14 protein-coding genes and 1 pseudogene are annotated in these 17,732 nt (G+C 62.9%); 6 read left to right on the top strand and 9 right to left on the bottom strand.

The genetic code is table 11. The annotated features are described in order from the left end of the window. The 3 genes from ACXAD2_RS00245 to ACXAD2_RS00235 all read left to right on the top strand — a co-directional run bounded on the left by ACXAD2_RS00245 (position 1) and on the right by ACXAD2_RS00235 (position 5,364). Complete coding sequence (locus tag ACXAD2_RS00245) at positions 1–2,247, top strand: cellulose biosynthesis cyclic di-GMP-binding regulatory protein BcsB (protein WP_475165358.1); 2,247 nt, start codon at positions 1–3, stop codon at positions 2,245–2,247. Further along, positions 2,244–4,760 (top strand): glycosyl hydrolase family 8, encoded by a 2,517-nt coding sequence (locus tag ACXAD2_RS00240; RefSeq protein ID WP_475165356.1) that lies wholly within the window; start codon positions 2,244–2,246, stop codon positions 4,758–4,760. Before ACXAD2_RS00245 ends, ACXAD2_RS00240 begins: the two co-directional genes overlap by 4 nt. Before the next feature lie 472 nt (positions 4,761–5,232). Continuing rightward, positions 5,233–5,364 (top strand): hypothetical protein, encoded by a 132-nt coding sequence (locus tag ACXAD2_RS00235; protein WP_475165354.1) that lies wholly within the window; start codon positions 5,233–5,235, stop codon positions 5,362–5,364. Between the two features lie 358 nt (positions 5,365–5,722). Here ACXAD2_RS00235 and ACXAD2_RS00230 read toward each other — a convergent pair. Continuing rightward, positions 5,723–6,989: pseudogene (locus ACXAD2_RS00230) on the bottom strand (IS256 family transposase). A gap of 334 nt (positions 6,990–7,323) precedes the next feature. Beyond that, positions 7,324–7,464 carry a hypothetical protein gene (locus ACXAD2_RS00225; RefSeq protein WP_475165351.1) on the bottom strand — a complete coding sequence of 47 codons (141 nt, stop codon included), beginning with the start codon at positions 7,462–7,464 and terminating at the stop codon, positions 7,324–7,326. Positions 7,465–7,669: 205 nt separating this feature from the next. Between ACXAD2_RS00225 and ACXAD2_RS00220 the strand changes: the two genes are divergently transcribed. Continuing rightward, the gene (locus ACXAD2_RS00220; protein ID WP_475165350.1) at positions 7,670–8,869 is read left to right on the top strand and encodes an MFS transporter; all 1,200 of its coding nucleotides are present in this window, start codon (positions 7,670–7,672) and stop codon (positions 8,867–8,869) included. Positions 8,870–9,262: 393 nt separating this feature from the next. After that, positions 9,263–10,371 (top strand): IS3 family transposase gene (locus ACXAD2_RS00215; RefSeq protein WP_475165348.1). Its coding sequence is split into 2 segments (ribosomal slippage): positions 9,263–9,512 and positions 9,512–10,371, totalling 1,110 coding nucleotides; the frame shifts between segments, so codons are not numbered across the junction. A 196-nt stretch (positions 10,372–10,567) separates the two neighbouring features. On the opposite strand, the gene ACXAD2_RS00210 is transcribed toward ACXAD2_RS00215, so the two are convergent. The 7 genes from ACXAD2_RS00210 to ACXAD2_RS00180 all read right to left on the bottom strand — a co-directional run bounded on the left by ACXAD2_RS00210 (position 10,568) and on the right by ACXAD2_RS00180 (position 16,447). Continuing rightward, on the bottom strand, positions 10,568–11,419 hold the full coding sequence (locus ACXAD2_RS00210) for an arsenate reductase/protein-tyrosine-phosphatase family protein (protein ID WP_475165347.1): 852 nt from the start codon (positions 11,417–11,419) through the stop codon (positions 10,568–10,570). 122 nt (positions 11,420–11,541) lie between these two features. Beyond that, positions 11,542–11,886 carry a winged helix-turn-helix domain-containing protein gene (locus tag ACXAD2_RS00205; RefSeq protein ID WP_475165346.1) on the bottom strand — a complete coding sequence of 115 codons (345 nt, stop codon included), beginning with the start codon at positions 11,884–11,886 and terminating at the stop codon, positions 11,542–11,544. Continuing rightward, a complete protein-coding gene (gene phoU / locus ACXAD2_RS00200; protein ID WP_475165344.1) occupies positions 11,883–12,563 on the bottom strand; it encodes a phosphate signaling complex protein PhoU in 681 nt (226 codons plus the stop codon). Before phoU ends, ACXAD2_RS00205 begins: the two co-directional genes overlap by 4 nt. 6 nt (positions 12,564–12,569) lie before the next feature. Beyond that, positions 12,570–13,367 (bottom strand): phosphate ABC transporter ATP-binding protein PstB, encoded by a 798-nt coding sequence (pstB, locus tag ACXAD2_RS00195; RefSeq protein WP_475166043.1) that lies wholly within the window; start codon positions 13,365–13,367, stop codon positions 12,570–12,572. Positions 13,368–13,442: 75 nt separating this feature from the next. Continuing rightward, complete coding sequence (gene pstA / locus ACXAD2_RS00190; protein ID WP_475165343.1) at positions 13,443–14,360, bottom strand: phosphate ABC transporter permease PstA; 918 nt, start codon at positions 14,358–14,360, stop codon at positions 13,443–13,445. Positions 14,361–14,397: 37 nt separating this feature from the next. Continuing rightward, positions 14,398–15,249 (bottom strand): phosphate ABC transporter permease subunit PstC, encoded by an 852-nt coding sequence (gene pstC / locus ACXAD2_RS00185; protein ID WP_475165340.1) that lies wholly within the window; start codon positions 15,247–15,249, stop codon positions 14,398–14,400. Between the two features lie 148 nt (positions 15,250–15,397). Continuing rightward, the gene (locus tag ACXAD2_RS00180) at positions 15,398–16,447 is read right to left on the bottom strand and encodes a PstS family phosphate ABC transporter substrate-binding protein (RefSeq protein ID WP_475165339.1); all 1,050 of its coding nucleotides are present in this window, start codon (positions 16,445–16,447) and stop codon (positions 15,398–15,400) included. 338 nt (positions 16,448–16,785) lie between these two features. Here ACXAD2_RS00180 and phnD point away from each other — a divergent pair, with 338 nt between their 5' ends. Beyond that, positions 16,786–17,700 carry a phosphate/phosphite/phosphonate ABC transporter substrate-binding protein gene (phnD, locus tag ACXAD2_RS00175; protein ID WP_475166041.1) on the top strand — a complete coding sequence of 305 codons (915 nt, stop codon included), beginning with the start codon at positions 16,786–16,788 and terminating at the stop codon, positions 17,698–17,700. The last annotated feature ends 32 nt before the right edge of the window (positions 17,701–17,732 follow it).

Genomic DNA, 17,732 nt, shown 5'->3' with positions numbered 1-17,732 from the left:
ATGCATGCGACCAGACGACTGATCCTGGCGATCCTTCCCGCCCTCGCGCTGCAGACTTCCTGGACCAGCGCGCAGCAGATCCAGCTTGATGCGTTCCCGCCCGCCGGGACTTCGCGCGATGCCCCGTTGCGCCCGCAGCCCGGGCTTCCGGACGGGCCCGCCAGCCGGCAGCAATGGCCCGCCCCCGACACAGCCGCCGGACCGGCCCTCGGCGAAAGCGAGCAGGCCAGCGATGTGCTGCTGCCGCTGCGTCCGCGCAGCCCGCAGGACGGCGAGACCGCCGGCCACCGCATGCAGGGCGAATACCCAGCGGAGGGCTTCTGGCTGTTTCTACCTCGGCAGATCGACGGCGCGATGCTGGAGGTGGCGACGCTGAGCTCGATCAACCTGCTGCCCGAGCGTTCGCATGCCACGGTCATGGTCAACGGCACCGAGATCGGCACCATCCGGCTCGACAACTTTTCGGCGGCGGGCACGGCACCGCTCGCCGTTCCCGACGGTGTGCTGAAGGCCGGGCGCAACCTTGTGGAGCTGCGCCTCGAACAGGTCCACCGGGTGCTCTGCGGGCCGGATGCCTCGTTTGGGCTCTGGACGGATATCATCGCGCACCGCAGCGGCATCACGGTGCCACGGTCCGATCTTGGCCCCGACCCGCTGGGCTTCATGGCCGCCATCGCGGCGCAGCTCGGTCAGGGCGGGAATTTCGAGCTGGCGAACGCGAATTTCGTGCAGGTGATCAATGCCTCGCCGTCGGTGGCGCGGATCGAAAGCCTGTTCGGCGGGCTGCCGCCGGAGATCACCGTCGACGACTACTATTCCGTGGCCCCGCCCGGCACCACGCTGGCGCGGGTGACCGCCCTGCCCGAGCAATACGCGATGCCCGACCTGCCGGCGTTTCGCCACGGCGGCGACGGCGCCATCGTGCTGCTCACCAACAGCGGCGAGGCCGAAAAGATCGAGGCGCTGCTGACCGGCGCGCTCGGCGAATTGCGCTACGAGAAGACCCTGCCCGAAGCGACCCCCGGTGCGCCGCAGACCCTGTCTGATCTCGGCGTCGGCACGCTCGAAGGGCGCGGGCATTACATCGACCAGTCGATTTCGTTCCGATTGCCGTGGGACTGGCTGGTGCTCGCCTCGCAAGAGGCGCGCCTGCGGCTGGACTATGCCTTTGCAGAGGATCTGCCCGCCGGCTCGCTGCTGCTGGTGAAGCTGAACGGCGAGACCGTGCGCCTGCTGCCGCTGGACGATCCCGCGCAGGCCGGACGGCGGCTTGATCCGCTGCCGATCCCCTTCGCCGCCAGCAAGCTGCAGCCCGGGGTGAACGAATTGAGCTTCGAGGCGCTCGTGCCTGGCGAGCCCGCCGATGCCGCCTGCGCGCCCAGATCCGAGCCGGTCTTCCAGGTCTTCGACACCACCCGGCTCGATGTCCCGGCAAGCCCGAGCATGACGCTGCCGCGGATCGACCGCACCCTTGCCTCGCTCGACGTCTCGCGGATTTCCATGAGCGAGGCGGCGCAGCGCAGCCTGCCCATCGGCCTACTGCCGCAGATCGCCTCGATCTACGCCCCGGACGAGCGCGGCGCGGCGGCGCAGAATGGCCTGCCGCGGATCGGCAGCATCCGGATCGGGATCCCCGCCGACCTGTCGAGCATTCCCGGCGATATCGTCAGCAAGAACGTCTCGATGCTCGAGGAGGTGCTGCTTTCGGCGCCGGCGCCCACCGGACAGGGCCTGGACCCTTGGGCCACCGTCGATCAGCGCGGCTGGTGGCGGGTCTTCGTCGACCGCCGCGAGGCCATCGGCCGGCTGCGCGAGCTGAAGGGCAAGATCGCCTCGCTCTGGCGCGGCCCCGAATCCGATCTCGACAGCTGGCTGCTGGACCGCTCCGCCGAGGCGATGCTGATCCAGCCGAGCATGGAGACCCCCGAAGACCTGTGGCTGGTGGTGCGCCCCAACACAGATTACGAGCGACTGGTTGCCTCGTTGGTGGACATGCATGACCGCTCGGAAGGGCCGAAGGGACAGGTCTCGCTGTTTGGCTTCGACGGCAAGTGGCAGGTCTGGAGATCGGCCAACCGCCCGCTCAGCCTGCTGGAGCCGCTGACCCTGCGGAACGCCCGCGCCGTTGTCGGCAACTATGTTACACTCTCGCCGGGAAGGTACATCGCCCCCCTTTTCCTGCTCGCCATCGGCTGCGCACTGTCGGCAATGGGGCTCCTGATCGTGAGCCGACGGAGAAAGACATGAACCGGCGCAGTTTGCTTTCGGGAATGGCAGCCCTGGCCGCGCTGAATGGCGCTGCCCCGGAGGTTGCGGCCCAGGCCCTCGGGCTGGAGGCGAAGCTGGAAGATGTCTGGCTGGCGTGGCGGTCCTCGAACCTGGATGCGACCGGCCGCGTCGTCGATCAGTTGCAGCGCAGAGCCAGCCATTCCGAGGGCCAGGGCTACGGCATGCTGTTGGCGGCGACCCTCGGCGACCAGCGCTCATTCGACAGTATGGAGACCTGGGCGCGGCTGAACCTCGCCATCCGCTCGGACAACCTGATGGCCTGGCGCTGGTTCCCCGACGATCCGGTGAAGGTGCCCGACCTCAACAACGCCAGCGACGGCGATCTCTTCCGGGCCTGGGCGCTGCTGCGCGCCGCGCGCCGGTTCAACGTCCCCGAGTACCGCGAGACCGCGCGGCTCATAGTCGCCGACATCGTGGCGTCCTGCATCGCGCCGCATCCCGGCGGTGAAGGCTTGGATCCGCTGCTGATCCCGGGTGCCCAGGGGTTCGAGACCGACACCGGCTTCATCTACAACCCGTGTTACGCCATGCCGCTGGCCATGACCGAGCTTGCCACCGACCTCGATGCGCCTGTCCTCGCGCAGGCCGCCCGCGGTGCCGTCGAGGTGGCGCGGACACTGGCGCAGGACGGCGTCGTGCCCGATTGGGTCGAGGTGACACCCAGCGGCATCCGCGCCGCCGAGGGGTATTCCTTCGATTCCGGCTACGAGGCCATGCGTCTGCCGCTCTACCTGATCTGGTCCGGGCTGCGCGATCACCCCGCCGTATATCGCTACGCCGAGGCACAGGAGCAGGTAGCCCCGGGCCTGGTCGCCACGGTTATTGACCGCGAGACCGGGCGCGCGCTCTCGACCAGCAACGATCCGGGCTACAAGGCGATCTCGGCGCTCGCCAAATGCACTGTGCGGCAGAGCGTCGGATTCTCAGATCCCGCCCTTCTCGACCGGATCGCCCTACTATCCGGGAACGCTGCAACTTTTTACCATGATCGCCCAGATCGAAGCCTCGCCGATGTGTATCCCGATATGAGCAAACTCAGGCACATAGGTCTTTCGCTCGTCGCTGCCTGCTGCCTCACCGGCGCACCGGCGCTGTCGCAGTCTCCCACCGACGCCGACCTTCAGGCGCTGCGCTTCTACATGTCCGAGAACAACCAGCAGGCGGTCACCTCCGAGATCCGACGGCTGCAGCTGCAATACCCCGGCTGGGTGGTTCCCGATGATCTGGGCCAGCTCGAACGCAACGTGCCCGGCGAGATGATCGACCGCATCTACCGGCAGGTCGAAGCCGGGGAATTCGAAGCCGCGCGCGGGACCATCGCCGACATCAGCCGGGAATACCCCAATTGGGCCCCCTCGGCGGAGCTGCTGGAAACCCTGGCGCTCTCTGAGGCGCAGGCCAGTTTCGATACCGCGGTCGCCGCGAACAACCCCGACGTAGCCATCCGCGTCGCGCGCAACAATTCCGCCCTGCTGCGCTGCGAGCGGGTCAACAATGCCTGGCTTCTGGCCGAGCAATACCAGTCCATCGGCGATGTCACCTCGGCACTCGGGGTCTACACCGGCATCACCCGCAGCTGCTCCGACCCCGACATCCTTGTCGCGACGCTGGAGAAATCCGCGGATATCGCCAGCCTCGCGCAGCTCGAGCGGCTCGCCGATCTCACCCGCGAACAGGCCCCCGCCGCCGCCGTCCGCCTGTCCTCGATCGAGGACAGGCTCCGCGCCGGGATGCTGGCGCAGGCGCAGGCCGAGACCGGCGCGCGCCCGCTCGATCCCCTGACCCCGCTCGAGATCGCGCCGGGCGCGCCCGGCGCGGCGGGGGTCCCCCCGGCCGTCAGCCTGCGCCCGGTGGGCCGGCCGCAGCGCGCCGCAGCGCTGCAGTCGCCGGCACCGAGCACCACCCGCACCGCGCCCGCCTCTGCCGGGCTGTCGCAGGCGCGCGGCGCCGCCGAGCGCGGCGATTGGGCCAGCTGCCTAGCCGCCACTGCCACCGCGCGCAATCCCGAGACCGTTGCGCAGCGCGGCTGGTGCGCGCTCAACGCGGACCGGCCCATGCAGGCGCTTTCAGATTTCGCCGATGCCGCCAGCCGCGCGCCGTCCGCGCAGGGCCGCCGCGATGCCCGCTATGGGCAGGCGCTGGTCATGCTGCAGCTGAACATGGTGGACGAAGCCGCGGGCGTCGCGGCGGCGACGCATTTCACCCCGGATCAGCGGCTTGAGATCGAAAGCCAAATTCTCGACAAGCGTGGCGTCGCCGCCTACAACCGCCGGGACTACGGTCGCGCCATTGCCTATTTCGACGAGCTTGAGCGCGTTACCGGCGTGGTGCGCCGCGATCTCGCGCTGCTGCGCGGCTACGCCTACCTGAACTCGGGACAGAAGGCACAGGCCCGCGCCGAATTCCAGCAGCTTCACGATCAGATGGCGACACCGGCCTCGCGCCGCGCGCTGTCCGAGGCCCTGCGCTGACCTTACCTGCGGGCGGGCACCCCTCCGCGGTCCGCAGTTCAGCCCCCCTTGGCAGACTTTCTAGTTGCCGCCTCCCCCGGCGCTGACCGCTCGTTGGAAGGCTTGGTGGCGCGGCTCACTCGTTGGCAGGCAACCCTTGCGAGCCCTCGCCGGCTGTCCCCGCCGTCAAGTTCCCCTTAAAATAGGCTCTTGCCAATAGCCCAGCACGCCATGCGGCACGCGCGGCCTGCCGCGGCGCGCGGAACCGGCCGGTCTGCGGCCCGCGGCCTCTCCGAAAACCAATCCTAAAGGATAGGTTCGAGATACCCGCGGGCTGGTCCCTCTCCGTCCGCGCTATCGAGTGCCTCCCTTTTCGCCCTGATCTAGCCCGGTGCGGGGCTGCTCCTCCGCGATGCCGCGCGGTATCCATGTTTTCAGAGCGGGACAGCAAGTGACCTGCTCGCAAATCCAGGAAGACCCGGAGGACGACACCATGAGCCAGCTCGAAATCGAACGCGCCGCACAGCAGAAATCCCGCCGCTGGATCCGTGCCCAGGCATTCGAGCTAATCATCGGAGCCGCAGTCCTGGTGACCGTTATCAGCTTCCTGAGCAACGCTGCCTAAGTAGCCACGCAAGCGCCAATAGGCGCTTTGCGATGCCTTCCGGCGATGTGGTAGACAGCCCCGCCACCGCATCCCCACAGGTTAGGCGTCCCGATCGGACTTTCAGCAGCGCCCTCATCCATTCGGGCAATCCCGTTAGTGCCCGAGGAACTGGTGTAGTTTCGACGCCGCTGACGGTGTGATCCCGGGTGGCCATCGAGGTGTAGGCTTGAGGTGGAGTTTCGACGCAGCGCCGGCGGATCGCATTGACCCCAGGCATTGATCACAGAGAGAGGGGCACCAGTTGGCGAAATGGCCCGAAGGGCTATCGGTTGCAGAAGCGGAGACTGTCCGGAATTCTGTGCCCCGGCGCGTTGGATTACGCCATTGGGAAGCGGTCCTCGAACATGATGGCGAGCTGGCTTTTCACTGCGTGCCACTCGCGCACCGAGCGCTTCCACTCCTGAGAAGTAGCATTCAGGGCCAGATAGATCAATTTCGCCGCCGCTTCGTCGCTGGGGAAATGCCCCCGTGTGCGGACGGCCCGGCGGATCTTCGAATTCAGCGCCTCTACGGCATTCGTCGTATAGATCAGCCTGCGGACCTCGGGTGGATAGTCGAGGAACGGGATCACCTCGGTCCAGGCCCGTCGCCAGCTCGGCGCGATTGCCGGGTAGCGGGCGGCCAGATCGCTCTCCTCGAAGTCGGTCAGCGCGGCCTCGGCGGCTGCCGCGTCGACGGCGGAGTAGACCGCCTTCAGCGCCACTGCCACGGCCTTGCGGTCCTTGTAGCTGGCGAAGCTCATAGAATGGCGCAGAAGATGCACGATGCACGTCTGAACCTGGGTTTGTGGGAAGGCTGCCTCGATGGCCTGGGGGAAGCCCTTGAGGCCGTCCACGACCGCGATCAGGATGTCCTGCACCCCGCGATTGCGCAGGTCATTGAGAACCTTGGCCCAGAACTTGGCGCCCTCATTGGCCTGAAACCATAGCCCCAGCACGTCCCTCGTGCCGTCTGCCACCCGGCAGTGCATTTGCACAGCAAATGTCACGAGAGGGCGGGAGGATAGCCAGGGCGACGAAGACTGCCTTGTTCGAGACCGCGCCATCGCTGCGGATATTGACCCGGATCGCGTCCATGAACACCACCGGATAGCAGGGCTCGAGCGGACGGTTCTGCCAAGCCGTGACCTCGTCCATCACCGCATCGGTGATCGCCGATATCAAGCTCGGGGAGGCCTCGATGCCGTAGATCTCCTCAATGTGTCCCTGGATTTCGCGGGTCGTCATCCCGCGCGCATACATGGAAATGATCTTGGTATCGAACTCCGGGAAACGGCGCTGGTACTTGGCGATCAGCACGGGATCGAAGCTGCCGTTGCGGTCCCGAGGGATGTCCAACACGACCTTGCCGCTGTCGGTGGTGACCGTTTTCTGGCTGCTACCGTTACGCCGGTTCGGAGCCTGAGACGCCCCTTCCGCTGGTGGGTCAGCTCGTTCCTCGGTCAGATGTTCTTCCAGCTCGGCACTCAAGGCGCGCTCTGCCAGCGCCTTGGTCAGCTCGGCGAGAACGCCGTCCTTGCCGAAAAGGTCCCCGGCCGATCGGCCTTTCATCAGCTGGTCCAGAAGGTCTTTGTCGATGCTCATACGTGGGTCTCCTCATTTCAGAGTTACCACGCCGGGGCACAGAATTCCGGACAGTCTCCAGAAGCGAGATCTGGAGCGCAGGGTCAAAAGCTAGGACACACCCGGCTCCGACGGGCAACCAGCCCGTCGGCCCAAAGCTTCTTCGGCAAGCGTCCACCGTTGTCCCCAAGATCGGGCTTCTCACGGGCTCAAGGGCCGGCTTGTCGCGCCGCGGACGGATGCTCGGGCGACCTACCTATCCTGCGCCGGATTCGCATAAGCGCCATTTCGTTGGACCTCTCTCTTGGCGCCAAGACTGCCGGACTCCTGTGGGGTCGGCGTCTTGTAGAAATGCTCAGAGGACCGGCACCGCAAGCCGTGCCGTCTTGCACGCCACGGTCTTCGGCGGGGCGATGCCCCACTGGTCGCTGCGCTCAGGGGCCCAAGTCCAGTCCTCAGGCCCGCCGACACGGTTGATCTCGTCTACCTGCAGCACCTCGGCGGTATCCCTGATTGCCGAATTCTCGAACACCGGCTCCGCCCCCGCTACTGCATTCTGAAACTCTGCAATCTTCTGAACACGATTTCGGAGGCCAGGACATCCTTATCGCAACATTGCGCAAGTCCGCCGTTTCATCGACACCCTTGTCGCGCCCGCCATTAGGGGCATACTCCGCCGCAACCAGCACCAAGTGATTGCCTTGACCACCACTACGCCCGCCCGCACCCACCTCGTCGTGCTCACCGCGCTCGGCGCGACGCATCTTCTGAACGACCTGATGCAGTCGCTGATCCCGGCGGCCTATCCGATCCTGAAGGAGGCATACGGCCTCGATTTCGTGCAGATCGGGCTGATCACGATGACCTTCCAGATCGCCGGATCATTGCTGCAGCCGGTCATGGGGATGGTGACCGACCGCTATCCGGCGCCCTATTCGCCGGTCGTCGGCATGGCCTTCACCCTGTCGGGGCTGATCTGCCTCGCCTTCGCGGGAAGCTATGGTGGGATCCTTGTAGCGGTCGCGCTGATCGGCATCGGCTCCTCGATCTTCCACCCGGAGGCAACCCGGACGGCGCGCTATGCCGCGGGCGACCGGCAGGGGCTGGCGCAGGGGATTTTCCAGGTGGGAGGTCAGGCGGGCGGCGCGCTGGGACCGGTCCTTGCCGCACTGATCATCGTGCCCTGGGGGCAGCCAAGCCTCGCTTGGTTTGCGGTGCTCGCGCTACTCGCGATGCTGCTCCTGACCTGGATCGGCAGCCAGCAGCACCGGATCCGGGCAGAGTTCACCCACCGCTCGGCCCGCAGGCAGGCCGAGGCCCCCGCATCGAAGCGGAGCGCCGCGACGGTCGCCTTGGGATTGTTCGTCCTCACCTTCCTGATGTTCACCAAGAACACTTATGGCGAGAGCTTCCGGTCCTTCTACACCTTCTATCTCATCGAGAAGTTCGGCCTGTCAATTCCCGCCTCGCAGATGATGTTGTTCCTCTTTCTCATGGCCGCGGCCGTGGGCGTGCTGATCGGAGGCATCGTCGGCGACGCAATCGGACGGCGGCAGATCATCTGGATCTCGGTGCTGGGACCGCTGCCTCTGACCCTAATCCTGCCTTACGCCGACCTGTTCTGGACCGGCGTGCTGACGATAGCGATCAACCTGATCATGGCCAGCGCCTTTGCCTCGATCCTGATCTACGCAATGGACCTGCTGCCGAACCGCATCGGGCTGATCGGCGGACTCTTCTACGGCCTGAACTTCGGCCTCGGAGGGATCGCGGCGGCGCTGCTCGGCATGCTGGCGGACAGCTACGGGGTTGAGGCGGTTTACCGGCTTTGTGCCTTCCTGCCGCTGGCGGGACTGGCCGTTTGGTTCTTGCCGCCGATTGAGGAACGCCGCGTTCGATAGGATAGAGCGCATGGCTGTTCCGGGCCGGTAACGCCATGTGCCCTGTTGTGGAGGCTTGCCCTGACCGCTGCAGCACCGCAGGACGGCTCCGAGCCCGACTTGCCCTCGCCGTGCCGCACCTTCGCTGCGAGTCCATTCGGCAGGTGCCAGCCTAGAGCTGCCCTCCGAGCTCGCCGCAGCATCACGCCAGGTGCCGGCACAGAGGGCGGGGAGCGGACGTTCGCTGCGATTGCGTTGCTACCAGCTCGTCCCCACCAAAGCCGACATTGAAGAGCGGCCAGTTTCGCTCCGAGCTATTTTCGATAGCTTGGACGATGTGGGTTTCCAGTGACCTGCTCCCCTGAAAAGTCCGCGGTTTGAGGTTAGCCTGTTCTCCACACGAGGAGACAGACGATGCGGAAAAGCCGTTTCAGCGAAGAGCAGATCATTGGCATCCTGAAGGAGCACCAAGCCGGGATAGGCGCCAAGGATCTCTGCCGGAAGCATGGCATCAGCGATGGCACGTTCTACAAGTGGCGCTCGAAGTATGGCGGCATGGAGGTGTCGGATGCCAAGCGGCTGAAGGCGCTTGAGGCCGAGAACGCGAAGCTGAAGAAGATGCTGGCAGAGCAGATGCTCGATGTCGCCACGCTCAAGGAGATGCTGGGAAAAAACTTCTGAAGCCCGGTGCAAGGCGGAAAGCTGTGGACTGGGCCATGACAGAGAAGAGCTACAACCAGCGGCGGGCCTGTGCCTTGGCCGGGATCGACCCGCGTGTTTATCGGCGCGGATCAACCAGGCCTGCAGATATCGAGTTGCGAGAGAGGTTGAAGGAGTTGTCCGGCGAACGGCGGCGCTTCGGCTATCGTCGACTGCACCTGCTTCTTGGTCGCGAAGGCTGGAAGGTGAACTGGAAGAAGCTTTACCGGATCTACCGAGAAGAAGGCTTAACAGTCCGTAAACGGGGCGGTCGCAAGCGGGCCTTGGGGACCAGGGCGCCCATGGCGATCCCGCAGGGGCCGAACCAGCGCTGGTCGCTGGACTTCGTGTCGGACAGTCTCTCGGATGGCCGCCGCTTCCGGGTGCTCTGCGTCATCGACGACTTCAGCCGGGAATGCCTGGCCGCGGTCGTGGACACATCGCTGTCAGGGCAGCGCGTTGGCCGTGAGCTCGACAGCATCGCTCGGGTGCGCGGCTATCCATGTATGGTGGTCAGTGACAACGGCACGGAGCTGACCTCGAATGCCATCCTGAAATGGCAGGAGGATCGCAAGGTCGAGTGGCATTACATCGCGCCAAGAAAGCCCATGCAGAACGGCTTCGTCGAGAGCTTCAATGGACGGCTGCGTGACGAATGCCTCAATGAGCACCTGTTCGCCAATCTGCGCCACGCCCGCGACCTGATTGAGGCGTGGCGCGACGACTACAACCACCACCGCCCCCACACGAGCCTCGACGGGCTCACCCCGTGGGAGTATCACCAACGGTCAGTAGAGGACCAAAACCTGAACAGAGCGAACTAAAGAACGCGGACCCTACGGGGAGCAGGTCACCAGCGACGACGCTCCAGCTCTTGAGTTTGTTAAGGCGTGGTATACCAGACCCCGTTAATGTGTGCTTGCTTGCTGGCCAAGGCTTGGCGGTTGCCAGATCGCCTGACATCGCGCTTCTGGAACGTATGCAGACAGAAAAATCCACTAAAGACTACTTAGCGCTGTGTCAGATTGAGCTTACCTGTTCCGGCATTTTCCCGATGTAGTCCAGTTCTCTTTGCAAGGAGATCTGAGAGAGCGAAGAGAACGGCAATGACGAGAAGGCCTTCAGGCGGCGCTCCATTGTTGCGAAGCACAGTTTGAATGCCAAAGCACGTTCAGCCGCGGTGCCTTCGGTCTTGCCTGGATCCGCCATGCCCCAATGGGCTGTCACAGGCTGACCCATCAGCGGCGGGCATTCCTCGTTGGCGGCACGGTCACAAACTGTAAAGACAAAATCCATGCGCGGAGCTGAGGCCTCATAAAAGGCATGGTAACTCTTGGGGTAGTATAGCGACACGTCGTGGCCATTGAGTCGTAAGACTTCTTCGGCAAGAGGTTTTAGTGACGCACTGGGCCGAGTGCCTGCTGAAAATGCCCGAAACCTTTTCCCGCCTTCAGAATTCAGTATGGCCTCGGCAAAAATAGATCGCGTCGAGTTTCCGGTGCACACAAAGAGCACATTGAACACCTTGTCGTCGCGACCGAAATCACTGTGATTACCCGAAGATGATAGTCCGGACACAAGTTCGGGACGGCCCCGACAGCAATCGTTCACGAGGTATTCGATCAAAGAGCCAGTCAGCGCGAGATCGATACCGTAGCGCAAAGACCGCCCATGCCGGGTTTGCTGAATAAGCCCTGTGCGGGTCAGAATGCTGAGGTAAACCGAAAGTGTGCTGGCTTTCACCGACAGTGCTTCGACCATTTCACCGGCCGAGACGGAATCCGGCATGCGCCGCGCTAAAAGTCGAAAGACGGCCATGCGCCCTGGGTGAGCCAGCGCGGACAAGGCCGCTATTTGAGTATTTTCGCTCATGCCTGATCAAATTCTAAAGCAGTTTCCGAACGATGGCTTGCCCGTGCGGGCCATCACGGCTCGTTCAAGGCTCAGCAAATAGCACTTCGAAGACTTGTCCGACAACCGCAATAGAGCCAGGCTTAGCCTGAGCCCGCCGTATAGCCGACGCCACGCACCGTTCGGATTGGATATTGCCTGTTGGTTTGGCGAAGCGCCTTGCGCAGCCGCGCCACGTGGACATCGACGGTTCGCTTGTCAACTTGCGCACCGCGGCCCCAAACTCGTTCGACAAGTTTCGCGCGTGTCCAGATGTGGCCAGGCGCTTCGATAAGAGCAACAAGCATGACGAACTCAATCGGTCCAAGATGAACCAGTTCCCCGGCGCGCCACACGCGCAGACATTCGATTTCAAGCACGATGTCATTGAACTCCAACACTGGTTCGGCGGCGATCAATGCTTGCGTCCAACTCATTCCGATCATCATCCGGTTCTGGTTGCACCGGGGGGCACACCGCGCGACACGAACAGAACCTCTTCTGCGATGTTGGTGGCATGATCGCCGATCCGTTCAAGCGCGGTGGCCACAAACAACCGGCTGACGTGAGCCTGTGCTTGTCCTGGGTTCTTCTTGAGTGAAGTCAGCGCCGCATCGAACACCGCATCTTTGTAGGCGTCGATCCGGGCATCGCTGGCAAGCACCTGCTTGGCCAACTCAGGCGATTGTGTGACCAGTGCCGTCACGCTGAGAGAAAGCGTGTGTGACACGATGTCGGCCATGTCCTTGATCTGACGGTCCGGGCTTTGTGGCTTCGCCGCGCCAGCGGCTGAGATCACGTGGCGGGCGATGGTCTTCGCATGATCGCCCGCGCGTTCGAGATTGCCGACCGCGTGTTCGATCCCCATGACCAGCCGCAGATCACGCGCTACCGGCTGGAACCGCAGCAGCACATCGAAACACTCGGCGCGCAATTGCTCGAACGCAGCGTCGATGTCCAGGTCGCGATTGATGGCCTCAAGAGCCCTCGCCTCGTCTTGGGCGAGGTAAGCGGCAGTCGCCTGCGTGACATTTTCGGCAGCCATGTCCCCCATGTGCCGGAAACTGCGACGCAGACCCACAAGCCCGTCATCGAAAGACTTCAGTAGGTGGGAATGAGAGGCCATGGTGCGTTACCCGTAGCGACCGGTGATATAGTTCTCGGTGCGGGGGTGGCGGGGGTTGGTGAAGATCTGATTGGTCTCGCCGAACTCGATCGCCTCACCCAAATACATGAAGGCCGTGCGATGCGAGATCCGCGCCGCCTGTTGCATGTTGTGGGTGACGATCACGATAGTCACCGTCTCCGACAGTTCTTGAACCAGATCTTCGACCTTTGCCGTAGCGATGGGATCGAGCGCCGATGTCGGCTCGTCCAGCAGCAATATCTCGGGATTGGGGGCCAAGCCTCGCGCGATGCACAACCGCTGTTGCTGACCGCCAGACAGGTCATAGGCCGAGCCATGCAGCTTGTCCTTCACCTCATCCCAGATGGCTGCGCGGCGCAGGGCGCTTTCCACCGCCTCGTCGATCACGGCGCGCTTTTTGATGCCGCGAACCCTCAGGCCCGCCGCAACGTTCTCATAGATCGACTTTGGAAAGGGGTTCGGCTTCTGGAACACCATCCCCACCCGCAGGCGCACCAGCACCGGGTCGGCATTGGGGCCGATCAGGTTCTCTCCCTCCGGTTCAAGGATCACTTTGCCTTCGTAGCGATTACCTGGATAAAGGTCGTGCATCCGGTTCAGGCTGCGCAACAAAGTGGATTTGCCGCAGCCCGACGGGCCGATGATCGCTGTAATCTTGCGATCAAGGATCGGCATGTCGACGTGTTTGATCGCCTGAAAGCCGTTCGAATAGTAGAAACTGAAGTTCTCGATCCGGGCGCGCAGCGGGTCACGCTCGTCCGCAGGCCGGATGGCTGGCGGCATCTCGGTCTCTTTGGACGCGGAAGTTGCCTGCTGGCGTGTCTTCTGGCCAAGTGTCATGGTTGTATCTGTCATGGGTCAGTTCCTATAGCCTTTGCGCAGCCGATAGCGGATCCAGATCGCAATGCCGTTGAGCGAGAAAGTCAGCGCGATGAGCACCACGCCGGTGGCAGCGGCGGCGATGTGGAACCCTTCCTGCGGGCGGGACACCCAGTTGAACATCTGGATCGGCAACACGGTGAAGCCGTCGTTCAGCCAGGCGAAGGAGATGAAGGGGAAGTCTCCAGTCACTGGCGCGGGCGGCAGGAAGGCAATGAAGGTTAATGCGCCGATGGTGATGATCGGGGCGGTTTCGCCAATTGCGCGGGACAGGCCCACGATGGCACCGGTTAGGATGCCGGGGCGAGCGGCGGGGATGATGTAGTTCCACATCACCTGCCATTGGTCCGCGCCGAGCCCGTAGGCGCCTTCCTTGATGATCCGGGGGATGGCCCGCACCGCTTCGCGGGTGGAAACGATGACGATGGGCAGGATCAGCAGGGCCAGCGTCATGCCCGCGACAAGGATCGTCTTGCCGAGGCTGAAGCCATAGACAAACAGGCCCAGTGCCAGCAGGCCGTAGATGATCGAGGGCACACCGGCGAGGTTGGACACGTTGATTTCAATGAAGTTCGATAACCAGCCTTTGCGGGCATACTCCTCAAGGTACAGTCCCGCGCCGATGCCGATGGGAATGGCGAGGAAGGCGGTCACCAGCATCACCAGCAGCGAGCCAACCCAAGCAGAAAGAATGCCCGCCCGTTCGGGCAGCCGCGAGGGGTAGCTCGTGAGAAAGCCGTAATCGATGCGGGCGGCCCCACGAATGACCAGGTCGCCGATCAAGGTCAGCAACAGGGTCATGGCGATGGCCATTACGATCAGCCCGCCGGTGGCGAAGAGAATGTCTTTCTGCTTGGCCTTGCGGACGGCGTCAAAAGCGGTCTGATCGGTGGTCACGGCAGCGCCGAGGCTGCCTTCGGTTGTCAGTGTCATCTCAATACGCCTCGCGGAATTTTCGGCGCAGGTAGAAGCCGATGATGTTGAACAGCAGAGTGATGACGAACAGCAGCAGACCCACTGCAAAAATCGATTGGTAGGCGATCGATCCATGGGCCACATCGCCAAGGCTCATCTGCACGATATAGGCCGTGATGGTGGCGGCGCCTTCGCGCGGATCCCACGTCAGATTAGGGTTCTGCCCCGCAGCAACAGCCAGGACCATCGTCTCGCCAACTGCACGTGACATGCCAAGGATAAAGGCCGCCGTAATGCCGGAGAATGCGCCCGGAATGACGATCCGGGTGGCCACCTGCCATTTTGCCATGCCAAGCCCATATCCGCCTTCACGAAGGCTGTTGGGCACGGCTCGCATCGCATCTTCGCTTACGGACACGACGTAGGGTAGGATCATGATGCCAAGGATGATGCCGGGCACCAGCAGGTTGATACCTTTAAGCCCCGGAACGATCTGCTGCAGGAACGGCGTCATGACCAGCAAGGCAAAGTAGCCGTAGACCACGGTCGGAACCGCTTCCAGCATCTCGAGCGCAGGCTTGATCGTCTCGCGCACCGCGGGTTTCGCATATTCGCTCAGGTAGATCGCCATGATCAGTCCGAAGGGCACCGCGATCACCATCGCAAGACCCGCGGTCTGAAGCGTTGCGGCCAGCAGCGGAAGCACCCCGAATTGCGGGTTGGCAAAGACCGGCGTCCACATTGTGCCGAACAGGAAATCGGCCAGTGGGATATTCGCAAAGAACTCCCAGGAATCGCGGATCAGAACAAAGACGATGGCTGTCGTGACAAAGACGGACAGCGCCGCACAAAGAAACAAGAAGGTCTTCATGCCGCGCGCTATCCACCTGCGGCGCCTGACGAAACCGCTCTGGATCAGCTCGGCAGAACTGGGGATGGGGGATGGGGGCACGGGCGTCCTCATTCGGTCTTGAAGAGAATTGCGGCGGACCCGGCGGCCCGCCGCAGCTACGCGAAGTTTAGTTTGCAGCCAGAAGGTCGTCGGGCGTCACGCCGACCTTGGAACCGCCGTCAAAGAAAGAGCCGGTCTTGCGCGCGGCGATCTTTTCTTCCGCGGCAACAAAGGCCGCTTCGGGCAGCGCGAGGTAGCCGGTCGAGGCCACAAGATCGACAGCATGGGCGGGATCGAAGAAGAACTTGGCAAAGTCTTCGACGTTCGGCACGTCATCGAGGTGCGCCTTGTTGACATACATGAACAGCGGACGTGTCAGGGGCTGATAAGTGCCGGAGGCGGCGTTCTCAGTCGAAGGCGCAACACATTCGCCACCGTTATAGGAGATCTCCAGCGGCTTCACGCGGCCACGATTTTCCTCGACATATGCAAGTCCAAGAAAGCCGATTGCGTCCGGGTCCGTCGACACACCCTGGATGGTGATGTTGTCGTCTTCGGTCGCGGTGAAATCGCCGCGCGACGCGCCCTCTTCACCGATGATGGCAAAGGTGAAGTAGTCATAGGTGCCAGAATCGGTCCCCGCGCCGAACAGTGTCAGTGTTTGATCCGGGTATTCCGGGTTCAGCTGGTTCCAGTTGTCGATCTTGCCCTGCGCTTCGGTTTCATAAGCTGTCTTCAGCTCTTCGACGGTCATGCAGTTGAGCGGATTGTCAGGGTGAACGATGACAGCAAGCGCATCCATCGCAACAGGCATCTCAAGGAACTCGATGCCGTTCTCGGCGCAAAGCTCGGCCTCTTCGGTCTTGATCGGACGCGAGGCACCGGAAAAGCTCGTCTCGCCACGGCAGAATTTCTTGAAGCCGCCGCCAGTGCCGGACACGCCGACCACAACGCGGTTGCCCGTCGCGATCTGGTATTCTTCGGCAAAGGCCTCGGAGACCGGGAAGACTGTCGACGAGCCGTCGACCTGAACGGCGTCCTGGGCAATGGCGAAGCCCGGCAGAACAAGTGCGACGGCGGTGAGGGTGGCAGTACGCATGAGCAGAGTTCCTCCTGTCAGAAATGGGTAAGCTCCGGGTCCTGCTATGATGAGTATGTAACAAATTTGTATATTCATGAAATATTAAATCATTGAGAAAGGAAGTGTCCGCGCGGCTCTTGCGAGCCGACGTGGCAGGCTACCAAGGTGTGAATGGTACAAAGCCGAAAGAACGCAGCCACGGCCGAAATACATGAAGCTTTTGTGAAAAGTGGGCATTCCTGTCGCGATCTGTGGCAGTGAGTATTGCGCCAATATAGTTTTATGAATTATCGAAACTTATGCGGTCGCCGCGGAACTTGCTCCCGCACCCAGCCGAGCCGCGACTATCGTTCTGCCCAAGCGGCATCGTCCGCATACCCAATGGAGACATCATGTCCTTTCTTCCCAGAACTGTTACCGGCGTCGCCCTCGCCATGGTCTTTGCCGCCCAGGCGCATGCAGAATTCAAGCTTGGCGAACGCTTTACCGATGCCGACGGAGATCTCGTCGCAGACATCCCCGCGGACGCGGCCGATCAGATCGACCCCTCGACGCTGATCTTTGCCTATACGCCGGTCGAAGACCCGGCCGTCTATGCAGATGTCTGGTCCGAGTTTCTGGATCACATGGCCGAGGTGACAGGCAAGGAGGTGCAGTTCTTCCCGGTCCAGTCCAATGCAGCCCAGATCGAGGCGATGCGCGCCGGTCGTCTGCATGTGGCCGGATTCAACACCGGTTCCAACCCGCTCGCCGTGGCCTGTGCGGGCTTCCGCCCCTTCGCAATGATGGCCGCCGAAGACGGCTCCTTCGGCTACGAGATGGAGATTATCACCCACCCCGAGTCGGGCATTGCAACGGTCGAAGACATCAAGGGCGGCCAGATGGCCTTTACCTCGGAAACGTCGAACTCGGGCTTCAAGGCGCCGTCCGCGATCCTGAAGGCCGATTTCGACATGGAAGCGGGCCGCGACTTTGAACCGGCATTCTCGGGCAAGCACGACAACTCGATCCTCGGCGTTGCCAACAAGGACTACCCGGCGGCGGCGATCGCGAATTCGGTCAAGGGCCGCATGATCGAACGCGAGGTGGTGTCCGAAGACCAGTTGAAGGTCATCTACACCTCGCAGACCTTCCCGACGACGGGCTACGGCGTGGCCCACAACCTGACGCCGGAGCTGCAGGACAGCATCCGCGAGGCGTTCTTCTCCTTCGACTGGTCCGGCACCGGGCTGGAAGAGGAATTTGGCAAGAACGGCGAAGCGCAGTTCATCGAAATCTCGTTTCAGGACGACTGGTCGGTCATCCGCAAGATCGATGAAGCCAACGGCGTCGCCTACGACTGCCAATAACGCTAGCCCAACCTGTGTCGCACCAAGTGTCA

The organism is Salipiger sp. ABN3_019 (assembly GCF_056158605.1).
The sequence above is the reverse complement of the archived record's forward strand: the minus strand, read 5'-3'. Positions and strand labels throughout refer to the sequence as shown.

Coding starts and splice junctions, on each gene's coding strand:
- ACXAD2_RS00180 (WP_475165339.1), bottom strand. CDS start 16,447: ATGAATATACAAATTTGTTACATACTCATCATAGCAGGACCCGGAGCT.
- ACXAD2_RS00205 (WP_475165346.1), bottom strand. CDS start 11,886: ATGATGATCGGAATGAGTTGGACGCAAGCATTGATCGCCGCCGAACCA.
- ACXAD2_RS00240 (WP_475165356.1), top strand. CDS start 2,244: ATGAACCGGCGCAGTTTGCTTTCGGGAATGGCAGCCCTGGCCGCGCTG.
- ACXAD2_RS00245 (WP_475165358.1), top strand. CDS start 1: ATGCATGCGACCAGACGACTGATCCTGGCGATCCTTCCCGCCCTCGCG.
- pstB (WP_475166043.1), bottom strand. CDS start 13,367: ATGCCGCCAGCCATCCGGCCTGCGGACGAGCGTGACCCGCTGCGCGCC.
- phoU (WP_475165344.1), bottom strand. CDS start 12,563: ATGGCCTCTCATTCCCACCTACTGAAGTCTTTCGATGACGGGCTTGTG.
- pstC (WP_475165340.1), bottom strand. CDS start 15,249: ATGAAGACCTTCTTGTTTCTTTGTGCGGCGCTGTCCGTCTTTGTCACG.
- phnD (WP_475166041.1), top strand. CDS start 16,786: ATGGTCTTTGCCGCCCAGGCGCATGCAGAATTCAAGCTTGGCGAACGC.
- ACXAD2_RS00235 (WP_475165354.1), top strand. CDS start 5,233: ATGAGCCAGCTCGAAATCGAACGCGCCGCACAGCAGAAATCCCGCCGC.
- ACXAD2_RS00210 (WP_475165347.1), bottom strand. CDS start 11,419: ATGAGCGAAAATACTCAAATAGCGGCCTTGTCCGCGCTGGCTCACCCA.